Genomic DNA, 17,084 nt, shown 5'->3' on the forward strand with positions numbered 1-17,084 from the left:
CACATGACCATGGCTAGCAATATCCTGATTGTCGAAGACGAGCCGGCGATTGCCGAACTGCTGGCCGTCAACCTGCGCCATGCCGGGCATTGTCCCATCCTCGCCGGCAGCGCCGAGGATGCGCTGCGCCTGATCCGCGATGTGCTTCCCGACGTGATGCTGATCGACTGGATGTTGCCCGGCATGTCCGGGCTGGCCCTGGCCCGCGAGTTGCGGCAGGGCGCGCGCACGCGCAGCATTCCGCTCATCCTGCTGACGGCGCGCAGCGAAGAATCCGACACCATTGCCGGACTCGACGCCGGCGCCGACGACTACATCACCAAGCCGTTCTCGCCCAAGGAACTGCTGGCGCGCATTCGCGCCGTGCTGCGCCGGCGCTCGCCGCAGCTCACCGACGAGCCGGTCCGCATCGGCGGCCTGGCTGTCGACCCCTCCACGCGCCGCGTCACTTACGCCGAAGGCGGCAGCGAGTTGGAGGTCCGTCTGGGCCCGACCGAATTCAAGCTGCTGCATTACATGATGACCCACCCCGAACGGGTGCACAGCAGAGGGGCTCTTCTCGATAAGGTCTGGGGCGACCATGTCTTCATCGAGGAGCGCACGGTCGATGTCCATATCAAGCGTCTGCGCGAGGCGCTGGCCCCCGTGCAATGCTCCGAGTTCGTGGAAACGGTGCGCGGCGCCGGTTACCGCTTCACCCTGCGCCAGAACACGTCGGCGCTCAGCGCGGCGAGCGGCACCTGATGCGTGCGGACCCCGTGACCGTGCACGCGCGCAGGCGCCAGTTCTGAGGCGGTTGCCCAGACCGACTTGCCGCGCGTTCTTGCTTCCTCCCATTCGCGGCAGATCGCGGCCACCTTCCCACCACTTCAGATGCGTGCCGTCTTTTTTCGCTTGATCGGTGTCGTCACCCTGATGCTCGCGGCTGCCGGGCTGGTCGGCTGGCTGGCCGGGCCGCTGCCCGGCGTTCTGGCGGCGAGCGTCGTGGCCTTGAGCGTGATCGGTCAAGACACCGCCGCCCAGCTTCGGCTGCTCGCCTGGCTGAAATGGCCGCAGTTGGACAACGTGCCCGTCATGCGTGGAGTCTGGGCCGAGGTGTTCTACCGTACCGCGCGCCAATTCCGGCTTTGGGAGACGCGCCTGGCGCGCGAGGAAGACAAGCTCAGGCGCTTCATCGAGGCACTGCAGGCCTCGCCCAATGGCGTGATCTTGATGGATGCGAGCGATCAGATCGACTGGTGCAACGACACCGCCGCCGCGCATTTCGGCCTCGATCCGCAACGCGATCTGCGGCAGCATGCCGTACACCTGATTCGCAACCCCGAGTTCTTCGGCTATATGGGCGCCAAGCGCTTCGACGAGCCGCTGCTGATGCGTCGCAATGGCGCGCGCGGCTCCTTGTTGCTGAGCGTGCAGGTGATTTCCTATGGCGATGGGAAGAAGCTCCTGCTGTCGCGCGATGTGACCCAGGTGGAGCGTACCGAGGCCATGCGGCGCGACTTCGTCGCCAATGTCTCGCACGAGATCAAGACCCCGCTGACGGTCATCGCCGGGTTTGTCGAATCCTTGCGCGGACTGGATTTTTCCGCCGAAGAACGCGAGCGCATTCTCGGGCTGATGCAGGAACAGTCCGACCGCATGCGGCATCTGGTCGAGGACTTGCTGACCCTCGCCCATCTCGAGGGCGACCCGCACCAGCCCGCCGAGGAAAGGCTGAACATGCGGCAGATGGTCGATCGGCTGGTGGCGGACGCGCGCGCGCTGTCGGGGGGGCGTCACCACATCGAGGCAAGCGCGGACGGTGGCGACCTTCGCGGCGCGCGGACCGAGCTCGTCAGCGCCTTCACCAATCTCGTGAGCAATGCCGTGCGCTACACCCCGGCAGGTGGAGACGTGCGCATCGCCTGGCGCGTGACCGAGCAGGACTACGGCGATCCCGTGGCCGAGTTCAGCGTGAGCGATTCGGGCATCGGCATCGCCGCCGAGCATATCCCCCGCCTGACCGAGCGCTTCTACCGCGTCGATCGTGGTCGCTCGCGCGAGTCCGGCGGCACCGGGCTCGGCTTGGCCATCGTCAAGCATGTTCTGCTGCGCCATCAGGCTGAACTGCGCATCAGCAGCCAGCCCGGGCTTGGCAGCACCTTCAGCGTGCGCTTTCCGGTGCAGCGCCTGGTTCTGCCCAAGGCGCCGGCGGCGCCGGACGCTCCTCAGGGCGATCGGGAGTCGATCAGCGCCTGATGGCTGCCGCAGCGCGTGCGGCCGCCGCGTGGGCGCTTCCACTGGCCTTGCGCATCCATGTCCCAGGCATTGCCCGGGCAGCGCCAGTGCACCTTCAGCCCTTCGGCGATGACCTTGGCCTTGGCCTGCGGGTCCAGCACCGGGGTGGCGATCTCCACGCGGCGGAACAAATTGCGTTCCATCCAGTCCGCGGATGAAATCCACACGTCCTGTTTGCCATCGTTGAAAAAGTAGAACACCCGCGAGTGCTCGAGGAAGCGGCCGATGACGGAGCGCACACGGATGTTTTCCGACAAACCGGGCACCCCGGGGCGCAGCATGCAGGGGCCGCGCACCAGAAGGCGGATTTCCACGCCGGCCTTGGATGCCTTGTACAGTTCCTCGATCACCGAGGGTTCGAGCAGGGCGTTGACCCGCGCCCAGATGCGCGCGCGCTTGCCGGCGCTGGCATGGCGCGCCTCGTTGCGTATGGCCTTGAGCAGATTCTCCAGCAGCGAGAACGGCGATTGCCACAGGCGGCGCAAGGGCGCGAACTGGGACGACCCGGTGATTTCCAGAAACACCTGGTTGACGTCGGTGCAGATGGCCTCATCGGCCGTCATCAGCCCGAAGTCCGTGTAGTGGCTGGCCGTGCGGATGTGGTAGTTGCCCGTGCTCACGTGCACATAGCGCCGCAGCTGCGGCGCGCGTCGGCCGAGCTTTTCGCGCCGCACCACCATCAGCATCTTGGCGTGGCACTTGAAGCCCACCACGCCGTACACCACGTGCGCGCCTTCGGCTTCCAGGCGCGCGGCCCAGTTGATGTTGGTTTCCTCGTCAAGACGCGCCATGAGTTCCAGCACCACCGTCACTTCCTTGCCGTTGCGCGCGGCTTCGATCAGCGCCTCCATCAGCGCCGAGTCGGTGCCCGCACGGTAGATGGTCTGTTTGATCGCCAGCACCTCGGGGTCGCGCGCGGCCGTGCGCACCAGATCCACCACCGGGGCGAACGCGTCGTAGGGGTGGTGCAGGAGCACGTCGGCCGCACGGATGCGTTCGAACAGCTCGGGCGTGGCGCCGGGCCAATGGGGCAGGGGGGCCGGCGTGTGGGGTGCGTATTTCAGCGTCGGCTCGGCCACCATGTCGACGATGGCCTGCAGGCGCACTAGATTGACCGGGCCGTCGACCTGGTAGCAGTCCTCCGGCTTGAGCCCGTTCTCGCGCAGCAGCCGGTTCACCAGGGCTTGCGGACAGCCGGCGGCGACTTCCAGGCGTACGGCGTCGCCGTAGTGGCGTGCGCGCAGCTCGCCTTGCAGGGCGGTGCGCAGGTTGGTGATTTCATCGTCGTCGACGAACAGTTCGCTGTTGCGCGTGACGCGGAACTGGTGCACGCCCAGAACCTTCAGCCCCGGGAACAGATCGCCGGCGAAAGCCTGCATCAGCGACGACAGCAGCACGAAGGTGTAACGGTGCTCGCCCAGTTCCTGAGGCATGGCCAGCACCCGCGGCAGGGCGCGCGGCGCCTGGATGATGCCCAGGTCCACGTTGCGCCCAAAGGCGTCGGTGCCGTCGAGCAGGACGGCGAAATTCAGGCTCTTGTTGAGGACCTTGGGAAAAGGGTGGGCGGGGTCGAGCCCGATCGGCGTGAGCACGGGCAGCACTTCGCGCTCGAAGTACGCGCGTGCCCAACGTTGCTGCGCCGTGGTCCATTGGCCGCTGGTGGCGAAGCGGATTCCGACCGATTGCAACAAGGGGTAGATGCCGTCCTGCAGCACACGGTACTTCTCTCTCACCAGCGCATGCGCGTCCTCGGCGATGAGCTGGAGCGCATCCGCGACGAGCAGCCCGTCGGGGGTTGTGCTGTTGATGTCGTGCTCGAGCAGGTCCTGCAGCTGGGCCACCCGCGTTTCGAAAAACTCGTCCATGTTCGACGAGACGATGCACAGGTAGCGCAGGCGTTCCAGGGGAGGGATGGCCGGATCCTGTGCTTGTGCCAGGACGCGCCGGTTGAAGGCGAGAATGCCGAGTTCGCGGTTGAGCAGGCGAGGGGGTAAGGGGTCGGGCATGTCTGGAGGGTGGACTTGGCTGGGCAGGGCCCATGCTACGCGGGCCGGGCACCGGAGCGGTGCAGCCGAAGTTTAGGATGTCATCTTTGTGTGAAAACCTTGTGACAGATTCAAGCCACTGTCATCTTTGCGCGTTCCAATTCCTTTCATGTCCCTGAGCATCCAACATCTGGCCGCGGTCGATCTGGGCTCCAACAGCTTTCGCATGCTGGTGGGCAAGGCGGCCGAGCACCCTCATGGCGCGCAAATCTATCCTCTGGATTCCTTGCGCGAGCCCGTGCGCCTTGGCGCGGGGCTGGATGCCAACAAAAACCTGACCGAGGAGTCGCAGCAGCGCGCGCTGGCCACGCTGGCGCGTTTCGGCGAGCGCCTGCGGCAGTTCCAGCCCGAGCGCGTGCGCGCCGTCGCGACCAATGCGGTGCGCGTGGCGAAAAATGCCCATGCCTTCCTGGAGCGCGCGCAGCAGGCGCTCGGGTTTCCGATCGAGGTCATTGCCGGGCGCGAGGAGGCGCGTCTGGTCTACATCGGCGCCGCGCATTCCGTGGCCCCGGCGGCGGGCAACCGGCTCGTGGTGGACATCGGCGGCGGCTCCACCGAGTTCATCATCGGCCAGGGGCATGAGCCGCGAATGATGGAATCCCTCTATATCGGCTGCGTGTCGATGAGCCGGGATTTCTTCCCGGGCGGCCTGGTCGATGAGCAGCGCATGAAATCGGCCGAACTCGCGGCGCGGCGCGAGGTGCAGATCATCGCGCGCGAGTTCCGCAAGGCCGGCTGGACCAACGCCGTCGGATCGAGCGGCACGGCGCGCGCGCTGGCCGACATCCTGACGGGCAACCAGCTCAATCCCCCTGGGCAGTCGCTGGGCATCACGCGCATCGGCTTGCGCGAATTGCGCAAACTCTATGCGCGGGCGGGCGATCTGGGGGCGCTCAAGCTGGCCGGACTCAAGCCCGACCGCGTGCCGGTTGCGGCGGGAGGGCTGGCCATCATGCTGGCGATTTTCGAGGAGCTCGGCATCCGGGAGATGGAAGCCACCGACGCCGGCCTGCGTCTGGGCGTCCTTTATGACCTGCTCGGCCGCGAGCAGCAACACGACATGCGCGAACTCACGGTGCAGCAATTCATGCAGCGCTACGGCGTGGACGCCAGGCAGGCGGCGCGCGTCGAATCCCTGGCCCTGACCCTGTTCCTGCAGTTGCATCCCCAGGCCGGCACGGCCGAGCAACAAACCTTGCGCTGGGCGGCGCAATTGCATGAAGTGGGGCTGTCCATTTCCCATAGCGCCTATCACAAGCACTCGGCCTATATCGTGGCCAATGCCGACATGCCGGGTTTTTCGCGCAGCGAGCAGGCGTCCATGGCCGATATGGTGCTTTGTCATGGCGGCAAGCTCAAGAAGCTGGGCAGCCTGGACGAACTGAATCTCGATCTGCGGGCCGTCCTGGCCTTGCGTCTGGCCGTGCTGCTGGCGCGCAACCGCAGGGATGTCAACGTCGATGGTCTGCGCCTGCTGCCGGGTAACGGCAAAGCCGGCTTGCAAGGCGTCACCATGCTGGCTGATCCGACATGGCTTCGAGGTTCCCCGCTGACGCAATTCAGCCTGGAGCAGGAAGTCGCGGAATGGCAGCGCTCGGGTGTGCAACTTACCCTGCAGGCCGCGCCCGTTGCCTGATCTGTCGGTCGGGCGCGGGCGCAGAAATGGCGTGAACAGGCCCTAGGCGGTCGCGGAGATGTTGAGGAAGTGCCGCGCGTAGCGGGAGTTCACATCGGCCAGGCGCATCAGCAGCGGGAAATCCGCGGTGTTGAAGTCCGGATCCCATGCCGGCGCGCCGCAAATGCGTGCGCCAACGCGTAGATAGCCCTTGAGCAGGGGTGGGGCCTCGGCCGGAAGATCCTGCCTGAGACTTTCCACCGGCAAGGGAAGCCGGGGCTGCATGTGGTCTTCGACCGGCGCGAGGTGCGTCTTGCGCAACTTGGCCCAGAGGCTGGCGGCGTAATGCCCGCCATCGCGCATAGACACGCTGGCGCAGCCGATCATGGCGTCGAGCTTGTTGCGTTGCATGTAGTCGGCAAGGCCTGCCCACAGCGCCATGATGACGGCCCCGCTGCGATAGTCGCGATGGACGCACGAACGGCCGAGTTCCAGCAGCCGCGGGCGCAGATGTACCAGGCGCGTGAGGTCGAACTCGGTTTCGGAGTACAGGCCGCCCACGCGCTTGGCCTGATGCGGCGGCAGCACGCGATAGGTGCCGACCAGCAGCCCTTCGGCGTTGCGCACCAGGAGGTGGTCGCAATAAGGGTCGAAAAGGTCGATGTCATAGCCGGGCGTCGGCGTGTTGATGCGGGCGCCGAGCTCCTCGGCAAAGACTTTCCAGCGCAACCGCTGCGCTTCGAGGACCTGATGGGGGTGGCGGGCCCAGGCGATGCTCAGGCCGTTGCTGTCCGCCGCTGCGGCGGCTTCCGTATTGGCCCTGCGCATGGCACCCAGGCGGGTGAGATTCGGCTCGTGAAGAGCCAGGGCCATCAGGCCGGGTTCATCGTGTTCCTGCATCGGCTTGCTCCTATTCTTCCCCGTACGATACGGAAGAGACGTGACAGTTCGATGAAATTCACATGTCATTGTGATGACACGTTTCAGCCGGATGTCATGCGCAGGCGCCGAAGGCTCGGCGCCGCCTTTGGGCCGGAACGGTTTCAGAATTTTGCCGCGACCGATGCTGGCGTTCTGGGAACGCCACGCCCTCCAGGTGCAGTTCCTTCGGGTTCTGGGCGACCTGCCATTAATCCAGCAGTTCGGCGCTGACGCAGGCGCGCAGGATGCGGGTGGTGCTGCCTTCGCGCTGGCGCTCCGCCACCCAGATCAGGCCGCCTTTGCGCAGGCTGAACGGGCCGTCGCATCCTGCCAGCCAGCGCAGGGCGGCGCTGCCCATGGTGGGTTGATGGCCGCACAGCACCAGGGCGCTGTGGCTGTCCTGGTGGTCGGCGATCACGGCCATGAGGTCGTCCACGCCGCGCTCGGGGCCCAGGCGCGCGTCTTCCATCGGGTAGTCCACCAGGGCCATGGCGGTTTGCTGCGCGCGCAGTGCCGGACTGGCGCAGACCACCCAGGGTTTTGGCACATGCGCCTTGATCCAGGCGGCGATACGGCTGGCGTCGCGTCGTCCCTGGCGAGTCAGGGCGCGTCGCAGGTCTGCCGCGGTACCTGCATTGGCTTCGACATCTTCGGCCTCGGCGTGGCGCCAGAAAATCACATGCAGTGGTGTACTCATGACGGCATGGGTCCCGGTTGAGGAGTGGCCGCCACGCTCAATTCTATTCCGCGGGCGGAGGCTGGAATTTAGCGGACCGTGATGACAGTGTGATGCAGAGGGTCGTCCTCGGCGCGACGCCAAGGCCTGATCGATACACGTACCGCGCCTTCCGCGCTGCTATGGTGCAGTCATCAGCATTTCAGCATTGTGGAGCCTGACCATGTGGATGGATCATCACGATTTGCTGCGGGAATTTCCCGAGGAAGCGCAGGCAATCGTCGCCTTGCGGGAGAGTAACGGGCATTTCAACGCGCTTTGCGAGCGTTTCGATGTGGTTAGCGCTGAGATCGTGCGCATCGAGCGGGGCAAGGAACCTGCGAGCGAGACCCGGCTCAAGGCCTTGCGCCATGATCGCCTGGGCATCAAGGACGAGATCGTCGCTTTGCTGCGGGCGCATTGAGGACGGCGCGGCGGGAATCAGGACTCGAGCATCTGGAGCCGGTCGGGGATGGCTCCATCCGCCAGGGCCAGCGCCAATTTGCTTGCACTGGACTCCAGGTCGACCGGATGCTGCGCGCTCAGGCGCCGCGCCCGTTCGCGCAGCAGCGATGCCGAGGGCAGGTTCGCCTCCTTGCAGGCCAGGGCGATGGTGTTCTCGCCATCTTCGGCCAGGATGGTGAGCACGGCGTCGCCGAAACTGCGGCGCAGGCGTTCCACGATGGTGTCGCGCAAGCTGTCGCGGGCCCAGATGTTGGATGCCAGCACGCCCCCGGGTGCCAGGGCCGCCGCGCAATCGTCGTAGAAGCCCTGGCTGCAGAGCTGCGGGGGCAGACCTCCGGCGTCGAAGCCGTCGAGCAAGAGCACGTCGCAGCAGGATGGGTTGTCGCGCAACCAGGCCGCGCCGTCGACGCACAGAACCTGCAGGCGCGCGTCATCGGCGGGAATGGCGAACAGCTCGCGCATGGCGATGACCTCGGGGCTGATTTCGAGCGCGGTGAAGCGCGCGTCCGGCAGGTGCTCGTGGCAGTATTTCGCCAGCGAGCCTCCGCCGAGACCCAGCATCACGATGTGTTGCGGTTCGGGCTTGAGCAGGAGGAAGGCCATCATGCTGCGCGTGTAGTCCAGCACCAGCTTGTTTGGCGCGCTCACGCGCATGCGGCTTTGCACGGTGGCCATGCCGAAGTGCAGGGAAACCTCGCCGCGATCCTGGCAGATGAAGGGTTTGCCGGAGGGTTGGCGCGAGCGCTTCATGGCGGTGTGATCGGTGGATTCGCCGACGTCATTCCGCCACGCGGCGCAGCGCGGGGAACAGGATCACGTCGCGAATGCTCGGCGCGTCGGTCAGCAGCATGACCAGGCGGTCGATGCCGATGCCGCAGCCCCCGGCGGGCGGCATGCCCACTTCCAGCGCGCGGATGTAGTCGGCGTCAAAGTACATGGCCTCCTCGTCGCCTGCGTCCTTGTTCGCCGCCTGGGCGGCGAAGCGCGCGGCCTGGTCTTCGGGGTCGTTGAGTTCGGAAAAGCCGTTGGCGATCTCGCGCCCGGTGGCGAACAACTCGAAGCGTTCGGTGATGCTGGGGTCGGCATCGCTGGCGCGCGCCAGCGGCGAGACTTCGACCGGATAGTCGGTGATGTAGGTGGGGTTCCAGAGCTGCTCCTCGACGACAGCTTCGAACAGGCCGAACTGCAGTTCGGCCAGGGTCCAGTGCGCGGGCGCGGGCTCGCCGGCGGAGCGCAGGCGTGCGCGCAAGACGGCCGGGTCGCAGGCTTCGGCGGGATTCAGACCGGCATGGGCCACCAGGGCGCCGCGCACGCTCAGGCGGGCGAAAGGGGATTCCAGATCCACCGTGCGCCCCTGGTAAGACACATGGGCCGTGCCGCAGGCGCGAATGGCGGCCTGGCGGATCAGGGTTTCGGTGAAGTCCATCACGTCGCGGTGGTTCCAGTAGGCCGCATAGAACTCCATCATGGTGAACTCGGGGTTGTGGCGCACCGAGATGCCTTCGTTGCGGAAGTTGCGGTTGATCTCGAACACGCGCTCGAAGCCGCCGACCAGCAGACGTTTGAGGTAGAGCTCGGGGGCGATGCGCAGGAACATCTGCTGGTCCAGCGCGTTGTGATGGGTGGCGAAGGGTTTGGCGTTGGCCCCGCCCGGAATCGGATGCAGCATGGGCGTTTCCACCTCGACGAAACCGGCTTCTTCCATTGCGTGGCGCAGCGCCGAGACGATCTGGCCGCGTCGCACGAAGCGCTGGCGCGACTCGGGTGTCACCACGAGATCGACATAACGTTGGCGGTAGCGGGTTTCGACGTCCTCCAGGCCGTGGAACTTGTCCGGCAGGGGTTGCAGGTTCTTCGCCAGCAGGCGCACGCTGCCGGCCTGCACGGTGAGTTCGCCGGTGCGGGTCTTGAACAGCAGCCCCTCGCAGCCGAGGATGTCGCCCAGGTCGAAATGCTTGAACGCCGCGTGGCCGGCCTCCCCGGCGTGGTCGTTGGTGACGTAGATCTGCATGCGGCCGCTGCCGTCCTGCAGGGTGCCGAAGCTGGCCTTGCCCATCACGCGCTTGAGCATCAGGCGCCCGGCGATCTTGACCCGCACGGCCTGGGCTAGCAGGGTTTCGGCGTCCATCGCGCCGTACTCGGCATGCAGGTCGGCCGCTTGCGCGTCCGGCTTGAAGTCGTTCGGGTAGGCGGGGCCCTGGGTACGCAGCGCCGCGAGCTTCTGCCGCCGTTCGGCCAGGAGGGTGCCGTGTCCGGCCTGACTCGCGTCGGCCGCACTGTCGTTCTGATTGGAAGTCATGCGTATTGTTCTCGTAGATAGTGCAGCGAGGCCCCGGTTTCCGCGCTCAATCCTTGGGCGTCCCGCGCCAGCAGGGCATGTTCGATGCGCGCCGCCAGGGTCTTGCCGAGTTCGACGCCCCATTGGTCGAAGGGGTTGATGCCGTACAGCCAGCCCTCCACCACCGTGCGGTGTTCATAGAGCGCTAGCAAAGCGCCGAGGTGGTAGGGTGAGAGTTGGTCCATCCAGATGAAGGTGGATGGTCTGCCTCCCGGGCAGGCGCGGTGCCGCGCGGCGCGCGCGGCCGCTTCGGGCGCCATGCCCTGGGCCATCAGCTCGGTTTGCCAGCTCGATGCGTCCTTGCCATTCCACAGCGCGTCGGCCTGGCCCAGGGCGTTGGCCAGCAGGGCCAGATGCTCCGGCAGGCGCGCATGCCAGGGTCGCACCACGGCGACGATTTCATGGAACACCGGCACCGCCGCCTGGTGCAGGAGTTGGAAGTAGGTGTGCTGCGCCGGCGTGCCCACGCCGCTGATGACCGCCGGGCCGCTGACATGCACCGGCAGCAGCCCGTCGGCGCTGGTGGACTTGCCCAGCGACTCCATCAGCAGTTGCTGCAAGTACAGCGGCATGTGCGAGAACGCGTCGCCGTACAGCCCGATGGACAGCAGGGGCAGGCCGAAGCGCACGCGATACGCATGCGACAGCCCCGCGAGCAGGCCCGGCGCGCTTTGGTTCAGCGGCGTGGTCAGGAAATGCTGGTCCATCGCGCGGGCGCCGGCATGCAGCTGTTCCACGGTTTCCCGCCCGAAAGCCAGCAGCAAAACGAGCCCATGCGCGCTCCAGACCGAGAAGCGCCCGCCGATTTCGGGGAGGGCGCGAAACACCTGCTCGGCCGGCATGCCGAAGCGTTCCTGTGCCAGGTCGGCGTTCGACGTCAGTGCCACCAGGCGGCTGCGCGCGGCCTGCGCGCCCAGGTGGCCCGCGAGCCAGCGTACGACCTCGGCGGCATTGCGCATGACTTCCTGCGTACGGAAGGATTTGCTGTTGATCAGCACCCAGGTGCGGGCCGGGTTGGCGGCGGCCAGCGCGGCGTCCAGCGTGGCGCCGTCGAGATTCGCCACCCAGTGGATGCGGCAGCGCGGAGACTGCAGCACCATGAAGGCGGTGAACAGTGCCCGCATCGGGGTTTCGGAACCGCCGGCGCCGAGGTGGATGATGTCGAGCGGTTCGTTCCCGGCGTCGGCGATCAGGCGCTCGGCCCAATCGGCCATGCGCGCATGCTCGGCATGCAGGAAGTCGGCCGCGGCCTGTGCTGCGGCATCGCCGCCTTTGGAGCCCAGGCGCGAGAGCAGATGCCATGCAGGCCGACCCTCGCTGCCGTTGAGGACGGTGTTGCTGACGAGATCGGTCGGGCTATACGGGAGCGCCGTCAGGGTGGTGGCCGCCGTGGCCAGAGCTTGAGCCCCGTGGCGGGTGAATTCCAGGCGCAGACCTGAGGTGTCGATGGTGGCGGGCAATGGCATATTGTCAGGGGCGTTCGAGAACGCCTGTGCTTACCCCACGCGTGGCGATGGGCTGGGTCGATGGTTTGCGGCAGGATGGCGCAGGCGCCTTGCCCAGCCGCGCGTTCTGGATCAAGCCGTTCGATTCTATCGACCCAGCGTCGGGGAAATCTCTTAGAGCGGCAGCTGCACGAGCACACCCAGCCAGAGCAGGGCGAGCAGGCCAGCCTGCGAAATCGCCACGGTCCAGCCGAAAGCGCCGCCGTCGCCGAGGAATGCGGCGAAAACTTTGCTCACGGCGTTGCAACTGACCGCGGCCGCCATGGCGACGAGGGCCTGATGGCCCGACAGCAGGCCGCTCGTGGCGAGCTGGGCCGCCGAGGCCGACGCCGCATGCGCGTCGGCGAAGCCGGCCAGGCCCACGGCAAGCACCATGCCCTGCGCCCCGAGCACAGCGATGGCTTGCCCGGCCAGCAGCAGAAGCAAGGACAGCAGCAGGGCGAACAGCAGGGCGCTGCGCGGATTGAACGGGCGCTGCGACAGCCATGCGTCCTGCTCGCCGACGCCGGCCTCGGGGATCTTCCACCCCAGCGCCCAAAGCGCCGCGATGGCGGCTCCTGTCCCATAGGCCAGCAGCGCCGGCCAGAACAGGGCCAGCAGCCCGGCGTCGAGGATGCCGACGATCACGGCCAGTTCGATGACCGTGGCCAGGTTGGAAAGCTGGGCGGCGCCAAGGCAGGCTGCGCGCAACTCGGGCTGTTCGCGGGCGCGCTGCGCCATGCCGGCGATGGTGGCCGTGCTGGAGACGAAGCCTCCCGCCAGACCTGCCAGGGCCAGCCCGCGCGACCTGCCGAACCTGCGCATGGCCAGATGCCCCAGGGTCTGCACCAGCATCAGCAACACCGCGAGCAGCCAAAGCGCATGCGGATTCAGCCCGGCCAGCCAGGGCAGCGGGCGATCCGGCAGCAGCGGCAGCACCACGAGCACCGCCGCGGCCAGCAGCAGGCCATGCGTGATTTCCGGTTCGGTCAGCACGCTGCGGACGAAGCCGTGCAACTGGGGTTTGGCCCACAGGATCAGGGACACCAGCACCGCGAGCCCGGCGGCAAGCGCTGGAGCTTGCATCGCCAGCGCGCCCAGCAGCAGGGTCAGCAGCAGCGCCAGCTCGGTGGTCAGGCCCGGGTCCTGGGCGCGCGTCTGCACGTAGCCGGCGTAGCTGTGCAGCGCCACGGCGATCAGCGTGATGCCCAGGGCCACGGGCCCCAGCGTGCCGCCCGTGGCGCCGGCCAGCGCCGCGAGCAGGAAACTGCGCATGCCCGCCGGGCTTTGCTCCGCCGCGTTCTGGCTGCGTTCGCGCTCGATGCCGATGAGCAGCCCGGCGCCGATGGCCGCGGCCCAGCCCGAGAGTTGCCATGCGCTGCTGTCCATGCGTCGATTGTGCTCCAGGCGGTCATGCTTTCAAGCCAGGCGCAACCGCGCGGAAGGAGCCAGGCGCGCGCCTTCATAGAATCCCCCGATCGGCCGGCCAGCCCTGGGCCGCGGCGACGGCCGCACTGCGCCATCTTTCCATCTGCGAGGTTCCCATGCTCATCATCACCGGAGGAGCCGGCTTCATCGGCGCCAATTTCGTGCACCACTGGTTGCGCAGCAGCGACGAGCCGCTGCTGGTGCTGGACGCCCTGACCTACGCCGGCAACTTGGAGAGCCTGGCCGATGTGCAGGCCGACGCGCGCTACGGCTTCGCGCACGCCGACATCGGCGACCGCAGCGCCGTGGCCGCGCTGCTCGCCGCGCACCGCCCGCGCGCCGTGCTGCACTTCGCCGCCGAGAGCCATGTCGACCGCTCCATCCACGGTCCGGGCGATTTCATCCGCACCAATGTGCAGGGCACCTTCGAACTGCTCGAGGCCGTGCGCGGCTACTGGAGCGGCCTGCCCGCCGCCGACCAGGCCGCGTTCCGTTTCCTGCACGTCTCCACCGACGAGGTTTATGGCAGCCTCGGACCAACCGACCCCGCCTTTTCCGAGACCACGCCCTACGCGCCCAACAGCCCCTACGCCGCCAGCAAGGCCGCGTCCGACCACCTCGTGCGCGCCTGGCACCACACCTACGGCCTGCCGGTGCTCACCACCAACTGTTCCAACAACTACGGGCCCTTCCAGTTCCCGGAGAAGCTCATTCCGCTGATGATCCACAACGCGTTGGCGGCCAAGCCCTTGCCGGTGTACGGCGACGGGCAGAACGTGCGCGACTGGCTCTATGTGGAAGACCACTGCCGCGCCATCGCCAGGGTGCTGCAGCACGGTCGTCTGGGCGAGACCTACAACGTCGGCGGCTGCAACGAGGTGCGCAACCTCGACGTGGTGCACACCCTGTGCGGCCTGCTCGACGAACTCGTGCCCAAGGCCGACGGGAGCAGCTATGCGGCGCAGATCGCCTTCGTGCCCGATCGCCCCGGCCACGACCGCCGCTACGCCATCGACGCCAGGAAAATCGGACGCGAACTGGGCTGGGCGCCGCAGGAAACCTTCGCCACGGGCCTGCGCAAGACCGTGCGGTGGTATCTGGACCACGCCGACTGGGTGCGGCACGTCACCAGCGGCGCGTACCGGGAATGGGTCGGCAAGCAATATGGCGCGGGCGGCAGGCTCCAGGCGCCTGGAGCCGCGACATGAGCGACGCACGGCCACTCCCGGCGCCGCCGCGCATCCTCCTGCTCGGTGCCGACGGCCAGTTGGGCTGGGAACTGCGCCGCGCCCTCCTGCCGCTGGGCATGCTGCAGGCCTGCGGCCGCGCCCGGGCCGATCTGAACGATCTCGCCGCGCTGCGCGCCCTGCTCGACCGCGAGCGGCCCGACATCGTGGTCAACGCCGCCGCCTACACCGCCGTGGACAAGGCCGAAAGCGAGCCGGAAGCCGCCATGCGCGTGAACGCCGAGGCGCCTGCGGTGCTGGCCGACTACGCCGCCGCGCAGGGCGCTTTCCTCGTCCACTATTCCACCGATTACGTGTTCGACGGGCGCAAGGACCAGCCCTACACCGAGCGCGACACGCCGGCCCCGCAGAGCGTCTACGGCCGCACCAAGCTGGAAGGCGAGCAGGCCATCGCGCGCAGCGGCTGCCGGCACTTCACGTTCCGCACCTCCTGGGTGTTCGCCGCGCGTGGCGGCAACTTCGCCAAGACCATGCTGCGCCTGGCGCGCGAGCGCGACAGCCTGCGCGTGGTGTCCGACCAGGTGGGCGCACCGACCAGCGCCGAACTCATCGCCGACGTCACGGCGCTGGCGCTGCACCGCCTGCGTCAAGACGCGGACTTCGCCGCCGCGGCGGCGGGCGCATCAGGCCTGTTCCACCTGACCGCCACGGAGAGCACGTCCTGGCATGGCTACGCCTGTTTCGTTCTGGAACGGGCGCGCGCGCTGGGCGCAGCCCTGCGTTGCGCCACCGAAGCCGTGCAGCCCATTGCGACCGTCGACTATCCCTTGCCGGCGCCGCGTCCGGCCAGTTCCAGGCTCGACTGCGCTCGAATCCAGGCCGCGCTCGGCATCACCTTGCCGGCATGGCCGATTCAGGTCGAGCGCATGCTGGCCGAAGTGCTTCAATCGGACTGAATGGCCATGTTGCGATCGCGCGCACGAGGCGTTCCCAGAATGGCGATCACGAGCAAGGCGGCGAGCAGCAAGAAGCCCAGCGCCGACCATAGCGGGAGAGACTGGCCTAGCAGATAGGGCGTATCGGCGCAGAAGCCGTCGGCGCGGAACATCCAGGGCAGCCACTGGCTGATGGCCCAGTGGTTGATGGTCACGGCCAGGGGGTCGAGCCCGCAAGTCTGGCCGGGGTGCCAGACCAGCCAGACGTGCTTTGCCGCGACGCCGAAGCCGGCCATGCAGGCCAGCACGGCGAGTACGGCGGCACCTCTGGCCGCGGCGACGGCACGGCGGCGCGACAGGATGGCGGCAGCCAGCGCGAGGAACAGCACGGCCAGGTAGGCGATGCGCTGCAGGATGCAGAGCGGGCAGGGTGCAAAACCCAGGTGCTGCTGCCAGAGCGCGCCGGCCAGGATGAGGACGCAGATCAGCGCGGCCAGCAGGGGAAGCGTTACCGGGAGCTGGGTCGGATTTGCTCGGGATGGTTTCATCGTGCGGTCATCTTGAAAATGCCAGTGGCGTTGCTGGTGTCGAAGCCCATGTCCATGCCGGCAGGCAAGGAGGTCCCAGGCCGCGCGGACCGGCTGATGAATTCGAAGAACGAACCCGGCACCTCGCGCGGCGCGGCGCCGCCGAGCGCGCGCCGGACCAGTGCGGCACGCAGCGCGGTCTGGCGCACGCGGCCCGACTGCGAGACTTCGACGCGGTCCTTGACGCTGTAGCCCTCGGCCCTGAGCCGCGCTGCAAGCGCTTCCACGTCGGCCACACGGTCGGTGGCGTGGTTGAAGGTTTGCCCCTCGGTGCAGATCCAGGCCATCTCGGCCGACTCCGCGCGCAATGTTTCATAGACATCCTCGCTGGGCAGATCGTGCTGGCGGGCGAAACAGGCCGCGAGGCCGGGCAGCAAGTTGCATGCCGTCGTCCATGGCACGGCGTGGTCGCGCTCGAGACAGTCCAATGCTTGTTTCGCATTCTCGTCGAGCGGATCGCGCGAGGTGGCGAGCACCTCGCGCACCGCGTGTTGGAAACGAACCGAGAACCGCTCCGGATGCAACTCGCTCAGGAAGAACTGCGGGATATCCTGCGGCGCGTCGGCATGCAGATAGGAGCGTCCCGTCATGCCCAGGCGTTCGAGCGGGTAAAGACCGCTCATGGCGTAGCCCAAGGGACGCAGGATGCGGGTGATGGAGGCTTCTCCGCAGGGGAGCGCGCCACATGAGCGTGCCAGGACGGTGCGCACGGCCCCATGGTCGAAAGTGATGGTTTCTCCGCGCGCGCGAGCCGCCTTCACGTAACGCTGCGCTTCAGGCACCTCGCGTACCAGGCGGGCGAAAAGCACCAGGGTCAGGGCTGCGGCGAGTTGCGCGCGTGAAACGACGGCCTCGGCGGATTCCGGGCACAGGCCATGCAAGACGGAAGGCGGCGCGACGACCTCGAGCAGCGCCATGTCGTCTTGCGTGAGCGCGGATCGGGTCAGGGCATGGAAGCTGGGCGGTAGCATGAATGGGCTGCGTGTTGGTGCCGATCCCCGGCTGTTCGGTCGTGGAAACCCGAGGATAAAGCGGGACGCATCTTCGGGACTGCCGTCAGCAGCTGCGTTTCATCTTAGATGGCAAC

15 protein-coding genes are annotated in these 17,084 nt (G+C 67.4%); 6 read left to right on the plus strand and 9 right to left on the minus strand.

Annotated elements, in window-relative coordinates; genetic code table 11:
- The first annotated feature begins 9 nt into the window (after positions 1–9).
- Both phoB and phoR read left to right on the plus strand, forming a co-directional pair.
- Complete coding sequence (phoB, locus tag THIARS_RS11910) at positions 10–744, plus strand: phosphate regulon transcriptional regulator PhoB (protein ID WP_186436671.1); 735 nt, start codon at positions 10–12, stop codon at positions 742–744.
- 129 nt (positions 745–873) lie between these two features.
- Positions 874–2,238 carry a phosphate regulon sensor histidine kinase PhoR gene (gene phoR / locus THIARS_RS11915; RefSeq protein WP_245845902.1) on the plus strand — a complete coding sequence of 455 codons (1,365 nt, stop codon included), beginning with the start codon at positions 874–876 and terminating at the stop codon, positions 2,236–2,238.
- On the opposite strand, the gene ppk1 is transcribed toward phoR, so the two are convergent.
- Positions 2,208–4,283 carry a polyphosphate kinase 1 gene (gene ppk1, locus THIARS_RS11920; protein ID WP_094161128.1) on the minus strand — a complete coding sequence of 692 codons (2,076 nt, stop codon included), beginning with the start codon at positions 4,281–4,283 and terminating at the stop codon, positions 2,208–2,210. The two genes, phoR and ppk1, sit on opposite strands and share 31 nt — an antisense overlap.
- Before the next feature lie 148 nt (positions 4,284–4,431).
- Here ppk1 and ppx point away from each other — a divergent pair, with 148 nt between their 5' ends.
- Positions 4,432–5,958 carry an exopolyphosphatase gene (ppx, locus tag THIARS_RS11925; RefSeq protein ID WP_094161129.1) on the plus strand — a complete coding sequence of 509 codons (1,527 nt, stop codon included), beginning with the start codon at positions 4,432–4,434 and terminating at the stop codon, positions 5,956–5,958.
- Between the two features lie 42 nt (positions 5,959–6,000).
- Here the strand turns inward: ppx and THIARS_RS11930 are convergent, their stop codons facing one another.
- Together THIARS_RS11930 and THIARS_RS11935 are read right to left on the minus strand one after the other, a co-directional pair.
- The gene (locus THIARS_RS11930) at positions 6,001–6,765 is read right to left on the minus strand and encodes a GNAT family N-acetyltransferase (RefSeq protein ID WP_245845989.1); all 765 of its coding nucleotides are present in this window, start codon (positions 6,763–6,765) and stop codon (positions 6,001–6,003) included.
- A gap of 301 nt (positions 6,766–7,066) precedes the next feature.
- Positions 7,067–7,555 carry a SixA phosphatase family protein gene (locus THIARS_RS11935; protein WP_094161130.1) on the minus strand — a complete coding sequence of 163 codons (489 nt, stop codon included), beginning with the start codon at positions 7,553–7,555 and terminating at the stop codon, positions 7,067–7,069.
- 202 nt (positions 7,556–7,757) lie between these two features.
- Between THIARS_RS11935 and THIARS_RS11940 the strand changes: the two genes are divergently transcribed.
- Positions 7,758–7,997: an HP1242/YdcH family protein gene (locus THIARS_RS11940; protein WP_094161131.1), complete on the plus strand. Its 240-nt coding sequence runs from the start codon at positions 7,758–7,760 to the stop codon at positions 7,995–7,997.
- Between the two features lie 17 nt (positions 7,998–8,014).
- On the opposite strand, the gene THIARS_RS11945 is transcribed toward THIARS_RS11940, so the two are convergent.
- The 4 genes from THIARS_RS11945 to THIARS_RS11960 all read right to left on the minus strand — a co-directional run bounded on the left by THIARS_RS11945 (position 8,015) and on the right by THIARS_RS11960 (position 13,249).
- A complete protein-coding gene (locus THIARS_RS11945) occupies positions 8,015–8,788 on the minus strand; it encodes a spermine/spermidine synthase domain-containing protein (RefSeq protein ID WP_094161132.1) in 774 nt (257 codons plus the stop codon).
- 28 nt (positions 8,789–8,816) lie between these two features.
- Positions 8,817–10,337, minus strand: coding sequence for a lysine--tRNA ligase (lysS, locus tag THIARS_RS11950; RefSeq protein WP_094161133.1), 1,521 nt, complete (start codon positions 10,335–10,337; stop codon positions 8,817–8,819).
- Positions 10,334–11,842 (minus strand): glucose-6-phosphate isomerase, encoded by a 1,509-nt coding sequence (locus THIARS_RS11955; protein ID WP_094161134.1) that lies wholly within the window; start codon positions 11,840–11,842, stop codon positions 10,334–10,336. Before THIARS_RS11955 ends, lysS begins: the two co-directional genes overlap by 4 nt.
- 153 nt (positions 11,843–11,995) lie before the next feature.
- Positions 11,996–13,249 carry a DUF4010 domain-containing protein gene (locus tag THIARS_RS11960; RefSeq protein ID WP_094161135.1) on the minus strand — a complete coding sequence of 418 codons (1,254 nt, stop codon included), beginning with the start codon at positions 13,247–13,249 and terminating at the stop codon, positions 11,996–11,998.
- A 155-nt stretch (positions 13,250–13,404) separates the two neighbouring features.
- On the opposite strand from THIARS_RS11960, the gene rfbB reads away from it, so the two are divergent.
- Entirely contained in the window at positions 13,405–14,496 is a 1,092-nt protein-coding gene (rfbB, locus tag THIARS_RS11965; protein ID WP_094161136.1) for a dTDP-glucose 4,6-dehydratase, read from the plus strand.
- On the plus strand, positions 14,493–15,431 hold the full coding sequence (gene rfbD / locus THIARS_RS11970; RefSeq protein ID WP_094161137.1) for a dTDP-4-dehydrorhamnose reductase: 939 nt from the start codon (positions 14,493–14,495) through the stop codon (positions 15,429–15,431). The genes rfbB and rfbD overlap by 4 nt, the downstream gene beginning before the upstream one ends.
- On the opposite strand, the gene THIARS_RS11975 is transcribed toward rfbD, so the two are convergent.
- Positions 15,419–15,958 (minus strand): disulfide bond formation protein B, encoded by a 540-nt coding sequence (locus THIARS_RS11975; protein WP_094161138.1) that lies wholly within the window; start codon positions 15,956–15,958, stop codon positions 15,419–15,421. The two genes, rfbD and THIARS_RS11975, sit on opposite strands and share 13 nt — an antisense overlap.
- A complete protein-coding gene (locus THIARS_RS11980; protein WP_245845903.1) occupies positions 15,955–16,968 on the minus strand; it encodes a 2-oxoadipate dioxygenase/decarboxylase family protein in 1,014 nt (337 codons plus the stop codon). The genes THIARS_RS11975 and THIARS_RS11980 overlap by 4 nt, the downstream gene beginning before the upstream one ends.
- Between the last annotated feature and the right edge of the window lie 116 nt (positions 16,969–17,084).

It is taken from the genome of Thiomonas delicata (assembly GCF_900088825.1).
Classification (GTDB): domain Bacteria; phylum Pseudomonadota; class Gammaproteobacteria; order Burkholderiales; family Burkholderiaceae_C; genus Thiomonas_A; species Thiomonas_A delicata.

Excerpts from the sequence above, each read along its gene's own strand:
- THIARS_RS11975 (WP_094161138.1), bottom strand. The coding sequence starts at position 15,958 with ATGAAACCATCCCGAGCAAATCCGACCCAGCTCCCGGTAACGCTTCCC.
- ppk1 (WP_094161128.1), bottom strand. The coding sequence starts at position 4,283 with ATGCCCGACCCCTTACCCCCTCGCCTGCTCAACCGCGAACTCGGCATT.
- THIARS_RS11940 (WP_094161131.1), top strand. The coding sequence starts at position 7,758 with ATGTGGATGGATCATCACGATTTGCTGCGGGAATTTCCCGAGGAAGCG.
- THIARS_RS11930 (WP_245845989.1), bottom strand. The coding sequence starts at position 6,765 with ATGCGCAGGGCCAATACGGAAGCCGCCGCAGCGGCGGACAGCAACGGC.
- THIARS_RS11945 (WP_094161132.1), bottom strand. The coding sequence starts at position 8,788 with ATGAAGCGCTCGCGCCAACCCTCCGGCAAACCCTTCATCTGCCAGGAT.
- THIARS_RS11955 (WP_094161134.1), bottom strand. The coding sequence starts at position 11,842 with ATGCCATTGCCCGCCACCATCGACACCTCAGGTCTGCGCCTGGAATTC.
- phoR (WP_245845902.1), top strand. The coding sequence starts at position 874 with ATGCGTGCCGTCTTTTTTCGCTTGATCGGTGTCGTCACCCTGATGCTC.
- THIARS_RS11980 (WP_245845903.1), bottom strand. The coding sequence starts at position 16,968 with ATGCTACCGCCCAGCTTCCATGCCCTGACCCGATCCGCGCTCACGCAA.
- rfbD (WP_094161137.1), top strand. The coding sequence starts at position 14,493 with ATGAGCGACGCACGGCCACTCCCGGCGCCGCCGCGCATCCTCCTGCTC.
- phoB (WP_186436671.1), top strand. The coding sequence starts at position 10 with ATGGCTAGCAATATCCTGATTGTCGAAGACGAGCCGGCGATTGCCGAA.
- rfbB (WP_094161136.1), top strand. The coding sequence starts at position 13,405 with ATGCTCATCATCACCGGAGGAGCCGGCTTCATCGGCGCCAATTTCGTG.
- THIARS_RS11960 (WP_094161135.1), bottom strand. The coding sequence starts at position 13,249 with ATGGACAGCAGCGCATGGCAACTCTCGGGCTGGGCCGCGGCCATCGGC.
- ppx (WP_094161129.1), top strand. The coding sequence starts at position 4,432 with ATGTCCCTGAGCATCCAACATCTGGCCGCGGTCGATCTGGGCTCCAAC.
- THIARS_RS11935 (WP_094161130.1), bottom strand. The coding sequence starts at position 7,555 with ATGAGTACACCACTGCATGTGATTTTCTGGCGCCACGCCGAGGCCGAA.
- lysS (WP_094161133.1), bottom strand. The coding sequence starts at position 10,337 with ATGACTTCCAATCAGAACGACAGTGCGGCCGACGCGAGTCAGGCCGGA.